Below are 11,587 nucleotides of genomic sequence, written 5' to 3'. Positions count from 1 at the left end.
GACGATGGACTGTATTTTCTGCCGTGAAGATGGCGGCGACGTACTGTGGCAGGACGACACATTACGTGTCGTCCTCGCCGACGAACACGACTATCCCGGCTTTTGCCGGGTGATCTGGAACAGGCACGTGGCCGAGTTCTCCGACCTCGGCCATGGGGAGCGCGACCACGTGATGCGCGTGGTCTACGCGGTCGAGCGCGCGATCCGGCGCATTCTGCAACCCGTCAAGGTGAACCTGGCGAGCCTCGGCAACCAGGTGCCGCATGTGCATTGGCACGTGATCCCGCGCTTCTCCAACGACGCGCATTTCCCGCTGCCCATCTGGGCGCCGCGTCAGCGGACGGTATCCGAAACGATGCTGTCCCAGCGCCGCGCGCAGGCGACGCTGCTGCGCGAAGCGGTACGCGGCGAAATCGAACAAGCTCTCGCCTGAGGTCATCATGAGTGGATTGAAATCCGATACGCCGGTGCCCGCCGGCGTCGTCGTTCATGCCGTATCACGGGTGCTCGAATTGCAATATGCGAACGGCAAGAGCTACCGCGTGCCGTTCGAGCTGATGCGCGTCTATTCGCCATCGGCGGAAGTGCGCGGCCACGGCCCCGGCCAGGAGACGCTGCAGACGGGCAAGCGCGAAGTGACAATTACGGCGCTCGAAGGCGTCGGCAATTACGCGCTGCAGCCCACGTTCTCCGACGGTCACAACACGGGCATCTATTCGTGGGATCTGCTGTGGGATCTCGCGACCCGTCAGGACGAACTCTGGGCCGAGTATTTCGACAAACTTAAGACAGCGGGCGTCGACCGGGACGCGCCGATGCCTGTATCCAGCCCGGCGCATGGCCACAGACACTGATACGATCCGCGGGGCGGCCATCCGCGGGGATGCGGCGAAACAATTTTCAGAATGAATACGCGAAAGGACGAAGCGCGATGACCAATACCCACTTCGGCTATCAGACAGTCGATGAACAGGAAAAAGCGAAGAAAGTGGCGGGGGTGTTCCACTCGGTCGCTTCCAACTATGACCTGATGAACGACCTGATGTCGGGCGGGCTGCACCGCGCGTGGAAGGCATTCACGATCGCGCAGGCCAACGTGCGGACCGGCTACAAGGTGCTCGATATCGCGGGCGGCACGGGCGACCTGTCGAAGGCGTTCGCGAAGCAGGCGGGCGAGACGGGCGAAGTGTGGCACACCGACATCAACGAATCGATGCTGCGCGTCGGCCGCGATCGGCTGATCGACAAGGGCATCATCACGCCGGCGCTGCTGTGCGACGCCGAAAAGATTCCGTTTCCGGACAACTACTTCGATGTCGTCACCGTGGCATTCGGCTTGCGTAACATGACGCATAAGGACGTGGCGCTCGCGGAAATGCGCCGCGTGCTGAAACCGGCCGGGCGGCTGCTCGTGCTGGAGTTCTCGAAAGTGTGGGACCCGCTGAAAAAGGCGTACGACGTCTATTCGTTCAAGGTGCTGCCGTGGCTCGGCGAGCGCTTCGCGAGAGACGCCGACAGCTACCGCTACCTGGCTGAATCGATCCGCATGCATCCGGACCAGGAAACTTTGAAGACGATGATGGAACAAGCTGGCCTCGACGCCGTCAAATATTACAATTTGTCAGCTGGCGTGGTAGCTTTACATATCGGGACCAAATACTAGCGTCCCTAACTTCTCGTTTTTCAAGGAAATTGCGAAAATGTCGGATTCGAATTTGTTATCTCGTTGTAAGGCTAAGGGGGCGTGGGCGAGGAGAATCGGACTGATCGCAATGGTCGGCCTGATCACCGTCGGCACGCTGACTTCGCTCGACGCCGAAGCGAAACGCATGGGCGGCGGCCGCAGTTTCGGGCGCCAGTCGAACATCACCCAGCCGCATCAGCAGACGGCGCCGTCGCCTTCGCAGTCGCCGGGCGCGCCGGCGCAGGGCATGCAGTCACAGCGTCCGGCCACGCCGCCGCCCACGCCCGCGCCGCAGCCTAACCGCTCGCGCTGGCTGGGGCCGATCGCCGGTCTCGCCGCGGGTCTGGGCATCGCGGCGCTGCTGTCGCACTTCGGTCTTGGCGAAGCGTTCGCCGGCATGATGGCGAATCTGATCGTCATCGCGCTGATCGCGTTCGTCGCAATCTGGTTGATCCGCAAGCTGTTTGGCCGCAAGCGCGATGCGTCGGCACCCGCTTATGCCGGCAGTTCGCCGACGCTGAACGCGGGCGGCACGGGCTACTCGCAGGAGCCGCGCTATACGGCGCCGCCGTCGGGCTCGTACCTCGCCCCGCAAGGCAACCCGTTGACGACACCCGAAGTCGCCGCAGCGCCCGTCGTGCCGGCCGGCTTCGACTCCGAAGCGTTCTTGCGTAACGCAAAGGTCTACTTCGTGCGCCTGCAGGCAGCCTGGGACGCCGCCAACATGGACGACATCCGCGAGTTCACGACGCCGGAAATGTTCGCCGAAGTAAAGGTCGACCTGGCTTCGCGCGGCGCGGAGAAGAACCAGACCGACGTCGTGAAACTCGACGCCGATCTGCTCGGCGTCGAAGATCGCGGCAGCGAGTACTTCGCGAGCGTGCGCTTTCATGGCCTGATCCGCGAAACGATGGGCGGCACGGCCGAGCCGTTCGAGGAAATCTGGAATCTGTCGAAGTCGACGCGTACGGGCGAAGGCTGGCTGCTCGCGGGCATCCAGCAAGTGAATCATCACTGATATTCCGTCAAGGATTAGCCGTTCGGCAGAGCAAGGCGCGAAGCGAACGGACGTTACAATAGGAACCCGCGTCGGCAGTCGCCGGCGCGGGTTTTCTCTTTCCACTTCCGATGACCTTCGCCGCCAAGCCCTTCGCTGCTGCCGTCAACCATCTGCTCGCTCGCGAAACGTGGGCGCGCGAACGCCTCACCCCGTATCCCGGCAAGACCGCGCGGCTCTCGTGTCCTCCCGTCACGCTGATCCTGCTGGTCCAGCCTGACGGCTATCTGAGCGCCGTCGACGAAAGCGAAGCGCACGCGTTCGACGTCACCGTCTCCGTGCCCGCCGATGCCGCGCCCGCGTTTCTGCAAGGCGGCCAGGCGGCCGTGATGAAGCATGTGAAGATCGAAGGCGATGCGGAGTTCGCGACCGTGATCGCCAAGCTCGCCGAGCATCTGCGCTGGGAGCCCGAAGAAGACCTGGCGAAGCTGATCGGCGACGGGCCCGCGTGGCGGATCGCGTCGGTGGCGCGCACGGTCGGCGATCATGCGATGCGCACGGGCCGCAACTTGCTTGAATCGGTGGCCGAATATCTGCTCGACGAGAACCCGCAACTGGTGCGCCGCGCCGCGCTCGACGATTTCAACGCCGAGCTGGCACGCGCTCGCGATGCGCTCGCGCGTGTCGAGAAACGCATCGAGCGTCTCGAACAGAAGGTCCAAGCCCGCGGCGCGCAAGCGACGGGCGGCGCCGCCACGTCGCGCGGCGCGCGCTAGTCATCGGGCTCAGTCATGCGTTTCCTGCGTTTCCTCAAGATCTTCTTTACCGTCATCCGGTTCGGCCTCGACGAGATGATGCTGAGCCGCATCAACGACCGCCGCGTGCGGTTGCTGCTGCGTATCACCACGATCGGCCGCAAGTTCGATCAGCCGCCCGGGCTGCGGCTGCGTCTCGCGCTGGAGAGCCTTGGGCCGATTTTCGTGAAGTTCGGCCAGGTGCTGTCGACGCGCCGCGACCTGCTGCGTCCAGACATCGCGAACGAACTCGCGAAGCTGCAGGACCAGGTGCCGCCGTTCGATTCGGAAGTCGCGATCGCGATCATCGAAAAGTCGCTGGGCGCGCGCGTCGATTCGATCTTCGACGACTTCGAGCGCGTGCCCGTGGCGAGCGCATCGATCGCACAGGTTCACTTCGCGACCCTGAAGACGGGCGAGCACGCGGGCAAGCAGGTCGCCGTGAAAGTGCTGCGGCCGAACATGTTGCCGGTGATCGATTCGGACCTCGCGTTGCTGCGCGATCTCGCCGTGTGGGCCGAGCGCCTGTGGGCGGACGGCAAGCGCCTGAAGCCGCGCGAAGTGGTCGCGGAATTCGACAAGTATCTGCACGACGAGCTAGACCTGATGCGCGAGGCGGCGAACGGCAGCCAGTTGCGGCGCAATTTCGCGGGTCTCGATCTGCTGCTCGTGCCGGAGATGTACTGGGAATTCTGCACGGCCAACGTGCTCGTGATGGAGCGCATGGTTGGCGTGCCGATCAGCCAGGTGGATACGCTGCGCGCGGCGGGCGTCGATATTCCGAAGCTGGCGCGCGAGGGCGTCGAGATCTTCTTCACGCAGGTTTTCCGCGATGGCTTCTTTCACGCGGACATGCATCCCGGCAACATTCAGGTGAGTCTCGATCCCTCGCATTTTGGGCGCTATATCGCGCTGGATTTCGGCATCATCGGCGCGCTGTCGGACTTCGATAAGAACTATCTCGCGCAGAACTTTCTCGCGTTCTTCAAGCGCGACTATCACCGCGTCGCGACGCTGCACCTCGAATCCGGCTGGGTGCCGCCCACAACGCGCGTCGAAGAACTGGAAAGCGCGATTCGCGCGGTCTGCGAGCCGTATTTCGACCGCGCGCTGAAGGACATCTCGCTCGGCCAGGTGCTGATGCGGCTCTTTTCCACGTCGCGCCGCTTCAACGTCGAAATCCAGCCGCAACTGGTGCTGCTGCAAAAGACGATGCTCAACGTCGAAGGGCTGGGCCGTTCGCTCGACCCCGAGCTCGACCTGTGGAAGACGGCGAAGCCGTATCTCGAGCGCTGGATGAACGAGCAGGTCGGCATGCGCGGCTGGTACGAGCGGCTCAAGATCGAGGCGCCGCAATGGAGCAAGACGCTCCCGCAATTGCCGCGGCTGATACATCACGCGCTGGCGCTGCGTCACGACGCGCTGCAGCGCGGCATCAACGACGAAACCATCCGCCAGATCCTGCTCGAGCAGAAGCGCACGAACCGCCTGCTGCAAGGGCTTTTGATGTTCGGCGTGGCCGTCGGTGTCGGCGCAATGCTGGCTCGCGCGTGGCTGTCCATCGCGTACGGCGGCTACTGAACTCCCCATTTCGAGGTGCGCCGATGAGCAACTCCAGGCCAACTGTTCCTTCCGGTGCGCCGGATTTCGAAAACCGCGATCCGAATGCGCCCGGCTTCTGGGACGAGCGCTTCGGGCGCGGCTACACGCCATGGGATCAGGCGGGTGTGCCGGCATCGTTCAAGGCATTCGTCGAGCGGCACGCGCCGATGCCCGTGCTGATTCCCGGCTGCGGGAGCGCCTACGAGGCGTGGTGGCTTGCCGAACGAGGCTGGCCGGTTCGCGCAATCGACTTTGCGCCCAACGCGGTCGAAGCCGCGCGCGCCCAACTGGGCGTGCGCGCCGATGTCGTGGAAGTCGCCGACTTCTTCACGTATCAGCCGCCTTTCGAACCCGGCTGGGTCTACGAGCGGGCGTTCATGTGCGCGCTGCCTCCTTCGCGGGGCGACGACTATGTGGCGCGCATGGCCGCTTTATTGCCTGCTGGCGGATTACTCGCCGGCTTCTTCTTCATCGGCGCGACGCCGAAGGGGCCGCCGTTCGGCATCGAGCGCGCCGACCTCGACGCGCTGCTCAAGCCCCATTTCGAACTGGTGGAGGACGAGCCCGTTAACGATTCGATCGCGGTCTTCGCCGGCCGGGAGCGCTGGCTGACGTGGCGTCGGCGTGGCGCAACAAGGGCTTGATTCGCGGCGCTATCGCCCTCATCTACATAGCTTACGGCAACGCCGGCCGTTTCCCCTGGAATTCCGGGGCGGGCCATCGTTTGCGGCTATAATTCAAGGCTTTGCAAGCGTTCAAAAGATTTCTGTAGGGACAAGATCATGCCGATCTACGCTTATCGTTGCGAGTCATGCGGCTTCGGGAAGGACCTGCTTCAAAAAATGAGCGACGCCCCGTTGACGCAATGCCCGGAGTGCGGAGCCGATGCGTTTCGCAAGCAGGTCACTGCCGCCGGTTTCCAGCTGAAGGGCTCGGGCTGGTACGTCACGGACTTCCGCGGCGGCAATTCGGGCGGGGCTTCCGGCAACGGCTCGGGCGCAGCGGCTGGCAAGGCCGAGAGCAAGCCGGAGGCGGCTTCGTCCGACAGCGCGGCTTCCACGAGCGCGCCGGCTGCGGCACCCGCAGCGGCGCCCGCCGCGGCAAGCAGCTCGGGCGCGTAGCCGGTTCGCTGCTCGACGGTGAAGTAGACGCCGCGCAAGGGGTTCGTGCGGATTTCTGGCGATACACATGACGACGAAAAAGACGACGCTCAAATCGGTGTTTCTGACGGGCCTTCTGGTGCTGGTGCCTCTCGCCATCACGTTGTGGGTGCTCGGGCTGATCATCGGCACGATGGATCAGACGCTGCTGTTGCTGCCCCGTTCGTGGCAGCCGGAGCGGATGCTCGGCTTCCGTTTGCCCGGACTCGGCGCCGTGCTGACCCTCGCGTTCATTTTCGTCGTCGGTCTATTGACGCAGAACTTCGTTGGGCAGAAGCTGGTTGGCTGGTGGGAAGTGATCGTCGCGCGCATTCCTGTCGTCGGTCCGATCTACACCAGCGTCAAGCAGGTGTCCGATACGCTGCTGTCGTCGAGCGGAAATGCATTCCGCAAGGCGCTGCTCATCGAGTACCCGCGCAAAGGGTCCTACACCATCGGGTTTCTGACGGGCATCCCCGGCGGCGACGTGGTTAACCACCTGAAGGAAGATCACGTCAGCGTCTACGTGCCGACTACGCCGAACCCGACGTCCGGCTTCTTCCTGATGGTGCCGAAAAGCGAAGTGATCGAGCTCGACATGACTGTCGACGCCGCACTCAAGTACATCGTCTCGATGGGCGTCGTCGCCCCGTCCTCGCCCACGCATCAGCCGTTGGCGGAGCGCCGCACGACCGTCGAGCCACCCATGTAATGCCGGCGCGCGCCACTCGAACATCCGTTTGGCTCGCGCCGTTCAACCCATGCAAAACGAAAGACAAACATCATGTCGATGAGATCTGAATACTGCGGTCTGGTGACCGAACACCTCCTGGGTCAAACCGTGTCGCTGTGCGGCTGGGTGAGCCGGCGCCGCGACCATGGCGGCGTTATCTTCATCGACCTGCGCGACCGCGAAGGCCTCGTTCAGGTCGTCTGCGACCCGGATCGCGCTGAGATGTTCAAGACGGCCGAAGGCGTGCGCAACGAATTCTGCGTCCAGGTGAAGGGCGTGGTGCGCAACCGTCCGGAAGGCACGACGAACGCCGGCCTGAAGAGCGGCAAGATCGAAGTGCTGTGCCACGAGCTGAACGTGCTGAACGCGTCCGTCACGCCGCCGTTCCAGCTCGACGACGACAACCTGTCGGAAACCACGCGCCTCACGCACCGCGTGCTCGACCTGCGCCGTCCGCAGATGCAGCACAACCTGCGTCTTCGCTATCGCGTGGCGATGGAAGTGCGCAAGTACCTCGATTCGCGCGGCTTCATCGACATCGAAACGCCGATGCTGACCAAGAGCACGCCTGAAGGCGCGCGCGACTACCTGGTGCCGTCGCGTGTGAACGCGGGCCAGTTCTTCGCGCTGCCGCAGTCGCCGCAGCTCTTCAAGCAGCTCTTGATGGTCGCGAACTTCGACCGTTACTACCAGATCACCAAGTGCTTCCGCGACGAAGACCTGCGCGCAGACCGTCAGCCGGAATTCACGCAGATCGACTGCGAAACGTCGTTCCTGAACGAGCAGGAAATCCGCGATCTGTTCGAAGACATGACGCGTGTTGTCTTCAAGGAAACGATCGGCGTCGAACTGGACGCGAAGTTTGCCGTGATGCCGTACTCGGAAGCGATGCGCCGCTTCGGCTCGGACAAGCCGGACCTGCGCGTGAAGCTCGAATTCACGGAACTGACGGACGCCATGAAGGACGTCGACTTCAAGGTGTTCAGCACGCCGGCCAACACGAAGGACGGCCGTGTCGCGGCGCTGCGCGTGCCGAAGGGCGGCGAGCTGTCGCGTGGCGATATCGACAGCTACACGGAATTCGTGCGCATCTACGGTGCGAAGGGTCTCGCGTGGATCAAGGTCAACGAAGTGGCGAAGGGCCGTGATGGCCTTCAAAGCCCGATCGTGAAGAACCTGCACGACGCGGCTATCGCGGCCATCATCGAGCGCACGGGCGCGCAGGACGGCGACATCATCTTCTTCGCTGCGGATCGCGCGAAGGTCGTGAACGACAGCCTCGGCGCGCTGCGCCTGAAGATCGGCCACTCGGAGTTCGGCAAGGCGAACGGCCTCGTCGAAGCGGGCTGGAAGCCGCTGTGGGTCGTCGATTTCCCGATGTTCGAGTACGACGAAGAGGAAAGCCGCTACGTCGCCGCTCACCACCCGTTCACGAGCCCGAAGGACGAGCACCTCGAATATCTGGAAACGGACCCGGGCCGCTGCCTCGCAAAGGCGTATGACATGGTGCTGAACGGCTGGGAAATCGGCGGCGGTTCGGTGCGTATCTTCCAGGAGGACGTGCAGAGCAAGGTGTTCCGCGCGCTGAAGATCGGCGCGGAAGAAGCGCGCGCGAAGTTCGGCTTCCTGCTGGACGCGCTGCAATACGGCGCGCCCCCGCATGGCGGCATCGCATTCGGTCTGGACCGCATCGTCACGATGATGGCGGGCGCCGATTCGATCCGCGACGTGATCGCGTTCCCGAAGACGCAGCGCGCGCAGGATCTGCTCACGCAGGCGCCGAGCGAAGTCGACGAGCGCCAGCTGCGCGAGCTGCACATCCGTCTGCGTCAGCCCGAGCAGAAGATGTAAATGTGACGTTTAGCGCGACGCGCCGTTAAAACAACGGCGGGTACGCGAAACAACGAACGAAGAAGGCGCGCGATGCGCCTTTTTCGTTTTTTGCGTTACAGTCACTGAAAGCTACGCCTTCCGACATGCGATCGCGCGACTCACGCGCCGCTTTATCACCATGCCGAAACCGCCGAAGATTCCGGAATCCGTACTCGTCGTCATTCACACGCCCCAGCTCGACGTGCTGCTTATCGAACGAGCCGATCGCGAGGGGTTCTGGCAATCGGTGACGGGCTCGAAAGAGCGCATCGACGAGCCGATCGCGGAAACGGCCATCCGCGAAGTGGCGGAAGAGACGGGCATCGTGATCGGCGGCGATCTCGTGCCGCATGAGGCGCTTGTCGACTGGCATCATCACATCGAGTTCGAGATTTTTTCGACGTGGCGCCATCGTTATGCAGAAGGCGTCACGCACAACACCGAGCACTGGTTCAGCGTGCAAGTGCCCGAGCGTCTCGAAGTGACGCTCGCACCGCTCGAACATACTGCGCATCTGTGGCTGCCCTGGCAGGAGGCCGCCGAGCGCTGCTTCTCGTGGTCCAATCGCGACGCGATCCTGCAATTGCCGCAACGCGTGAAGGAGCGTTGCCGATGAGCGGCGGCGGCCGCCGCTTCGCGCGACTGACCCAGCATTTGCCCGGTCGGCGCTACTGGTCCAGGTATCGCTTTTGTACCGGCAACGAGGTTCGCCTCTTCACCGCGGGCGAGCCGTTCATTGCGTCGCTGGTCGAGCGCATCGACGCCGCGCAAGGCGACGTCGCGCTGGAAACCTATATCTTCTGCGACGATGCGGCGGGCCGCCCCGTCTCCGATGCGCTGAGACGGGCCGCGTCGCGCGGCGTCCGCGTGCGCGTGATCACCGACGGCATCGGCACCGAGCGCCTCGCGATGTTCAACGACTGGACGATGGCGGGCGTCGAGCATCGCGTCTACAACCCGCATCTTTTCGGCCGCTTCGGCTTTTCGCGCACGCACCGCAAGCTCGCCGTGGTCGACGACGCGTTCGCGTGGTGCGGCGGCATCAACATCGTCGACGACTACGATCAGAACGGCATGCGCCTGCCTTATCCGCGCTGGGATTTCGCGGTCGAGCTGCAAGGGCCCGTGGTGGCCGACGTGCGCGAAGCGTTCGACGTGCAATGGGAGCGCATCCGCATCGGCCACCGGCCCGCGCTGACGACGCCGCCTGTCGGCGGCCCGACGCCGCGCGCCGCGACCGCGCGCTTCGTGCGCGCGCGCCTTAGCACGAGGAGCGCCCGCACTGCTGATATGCGTGCGATAGCCGAGCCGTGCGTCGCGTTCGTCGCGCGCGACAACTTCGTCAACCGGCGCGCGATCGAGAAGGCGTATCTGACGGCGATCGGCCAGGCGCGCTCCGAAGTGCTGCTCGCCAATCCGTACTTCATGCCCGGCCGAAAGCTGCGGCGTGCGTTGATCTTCGCGGCGCAGCGCGGCGTCGACGTGCGTCTCGTGATCGGCAGAAAGGAGTTTGCAGCGCTCGACTATGCAGTGCCGTTCCTGTACCGCTCGCTGCTGAAGGCGGGCGTGAAGATCGCCGAGTACGAAAAGACCATGCTCCACGGCAAGGTGGCCGTGGTCGATTCGAATTGGGGCACGGTCGGCTCGTCGAATCTCGACGCGCTGAGCCTCGTGCTGAACAACGAAGCCAACGTCGTGCTCGTGCTGCATCCCGAGATCGATCAGCTGCGCGACGCGATCCTCGCGGCGTTCGAAGAGTCGCGCCGCATCGACGAAAAGCACTACGAGTCACGTCCCGCCGGCGAGCGGCTGCTCAGCTGGTTCGCGTACAACACCTATCGGCTGGCGATGAAGCTGCTGACGGTCGGCGGGTACGACTAGACGAACGATCGGAAGGCAGGCTGGAAAGGACAAAAAAGCGCGGACAAAATACGATCCGCGGCGCTCAGAAAACAACAATTTGGAGACAACTCGGATCAGTTCCGGCGAATGATTCTAAAAATTCCGCATCGTCCTATAGACGAATGACGGAAAATCGAAGCGTCGTTAGAAACCCGTTTCTAATAAATTCCTTGTTTCGCGGACGGTCACGCCCAATAATGGTACGACCGTTCGATTTTCCTTTCGATCAAATCAGACGGTACACAGCTATGCGAAAAGGCGAACAAACGCGAGCCGCGATTCTCGATGCAGCACTCGATCTGGCAAGCCGCGACGGACTGGAAGGTCTGACGATTGGCCTGCTGGCCGAGCGTATGCAGATGAGCAAGAGCGGAGTGTTCGCGCATTTCGGGTCGCGCGAGGACTTGCAGGTCGAAGTCGTGCGCGAATATCACCGTCGTTTTGAAGACGAGGTGTTCTTCCCGAGTCTGCGCGAGCCCCGTGGCTTGCCCCGCTTGCGCGCGATGCTCTCGCGCTGGATCGAGAAGCGCGTCCAGGAAGTCACGACTGGTTGCATCTACATCAGCGGCGCGGTCGAGTATGACGATCGCGCGGACAGCGCGGTGCGCGAGCAGCTGGTGGCGAGCGTGCAGATGTGGCGCGCCGCGCTCACGCGAGCCATTTCGCAGGCAATCGAAGAAGGGCATTTGCGCGCAGATACGGACTCGCAACTGATGCTCTTCGAACTGTATAGCTTCACGCTCGGTCTGCATCACGACGCACGCTTTCTGCATCTGCCCGATGCCGTGCGCCTCACGTGGGCCGCGCTGGAAAAACTGATTGTTTCGCGTCAGAGCGAGAGCACGAGCCGCTAGCGGGGCAGGC

13 protein-coding genes are annotated in these 11,587 nt (G+C 63.4%); all 13 read left to right on the top strand.

Annotation, left to right across the window (positions count from 1 at the left end):
• Positions 1-4 precede the first annotated feature (4 nt).
• The 13 genes from BN2476_RS10520 to BN2476_RS10460 all read left to right on the top strand — a co-directional run bounded on the left by BN2476_RS10520 (position 5) and on the right by BN2476_RS10460 (position 11,577).
• A complete protein-coding gene (locus tag BN2476_RS10520; protein WP_087734312.1) occupies positions 5-433 on the top strand; it encodes an HIT family protein in 429 nt (142 codons plus the stop codon).
• Between the two features lie 7 nt (positions 434-440).
• Positions 441-854, top strand: a complete 414-nt coding sequence (locus BN2476_RS10515; protein ID WP_087734095.1) for a gamma-butyrobetaine hydroxylase family protein — start codon at positions 441-443, stop codon at positions 852-854.
• A 77-nt stretch (positions 855-931) separates the two neighbouring features.
• Positions 932-1,663 (top strand): bifunctional demethylmenaquinone methyltransferase/2-methoxy-6-polyprenyl-1,4-benzoquinol methylase UbiE, encoded by a 732-nt coding sequence (gene ubiE / locus BN2476_RS10510; RefSeq protein WP_087734311.1) that lies wholly within the window; start codon positions 932-934, stop codon positions 1,661-1,663.
• Positions 1,664-1,700: 37 nt separating this feature from the next.
• Positions 1,701-2,702 (top strand): Tim44 domain-containing protein, encoded by a 1,002-nt coding sequence (locus BN2476_RS10505; RefSeq protein WP_087734094.1) that lies wholly within the window; start codon positions 1,701-1,703, stop codon positions 2,700-2,702.
• A 110-nt stretch (positions 2,703-2,812) separates the two neighbouring features.
• Entirely contained in the window at positions 2,813-3,457 is a 645-nt protein-coding gene (locus BN2476_RS10500; protein ID WP_087734093.1) for a ubiquinone biosynthesis accessory factor UbiJ, read from the top strand.
• 15 nt (positions 3,458-3,472) lie between these two features.
• Positions 3,473-5,056 (top strand): ubiquinone biosynthesis regulatory protein kinase UbiB, encoded by a 1,584-nt coding sequence (gene ubiB / locus BN2476_RS10495; RefSeq protein WP_087734092.1) that lies wholly within the window; start codon positions 3,473-3,475, stop codon positions 5,054-5,056.
• A 23-nt stretch (positions 5,057-5,079) separates the two neighbouring features.
• Positions 5,080-5,721, top strand: a complete 642-nt coding sequence (locus BN2476_RS10490) for a class I SAM-dependent methyltransferase (protein ID WP_087734091.1) — start codon at positions 5,080-5,082, stop codon at positions 5,719-5,721.
• Positions 5,722-5,859: 138 nt separating this feature from the next.
• Positions 5,860-6,198 (top strand): FmdB family zinc ribbon protein, encoded by a 339-nt coding sequence (locus BN2476_RS10485; RefSeq protein WP_087734090.1) that lies wholly within the window; start codon positions 5,860-5,862, stop codon positions 6,196-6,198.
• A gap of 67 nt (positions 6,199-6,265) precedes the next feature.
• Positions 6,266-6,928, top strand: a complete 663-nt coding sequence (locus tag BN2476_RS10480) for a DUF502 domain-containing protein (protein WP_087734089.1) — start codon at positions 6,266-6,268, stop codon at positions 6,926-6,928.
• Between the two features lie 72 nt (positions 6,929-7,000).
• Positions 7,001-8,800, top strand: coding sequence for an aspartate--tRNA ligase (aspS, locus tag BN2476_RS10475; protein WP_087734088.1), 1,800 nt, complete (start codon positions 7,001-7,003; stop codon positions 8,798-8,800).
• A 160-nt stretch (positions 8,801-8,960) separates the two neighbouring features.
• Positions 8,961-9,437: a dihydroneopterin triphosphate diphosphatase gene (nudB, locus tag BN2476_RS10470; RefSeq protein WP_087734087.1), complete on the top strand. Its 477-nt coding sequence runs from the start codon at positions 8,961-8,963 to the stop codon at positions 9,435-9,437.
• Positions 9,434-10,702: a phospholipase D-like domain-containing protein gene (locus BN2476_RS10465; protein ID WP_087734086.1), complete on the top strand. Its 1,269-nt coding sequence runs from the start codon at positions 9,434-9,436 to the stop codon at positions 10,700-10,702. The genes nudB and BN2476_RS10465 overlap by 4 nt, the downstream gene beginning before the upstream one ends.
• A gap of 269 nt (positions 10,703-10,971) precedes the next feature.
• Positions 10,972-11,577 carry a TetR/AcrR family transcriptional regulator gene (locus tag BN2476_RS10460; RefSeq protein ID WP_087734085.1) on the top strand — a complete coding sequence of 202 codons (606 nt, stop codon included), beginning with the start codon at positions 10,972-10,974 and terminating at the stop codon, positions 11,575-11,577.
• Positions 11,578-11,587 lie beyond the last annotated feature (10 nt).

This window comes from Paraburkholderia piptadeniae (genome assembly GCF_900007165.1).
GTDB classification, from domain to species: Bacteria; Pseudomonadota; Gammaproteobacteria; order Burkholderiales; family Burkholderiaceae; genus Paraburkholderia; species Paraburkholderia piptadeniae.
This window is presented reverse-complemented; position numbering and strand designations above follow the sequence as displayed.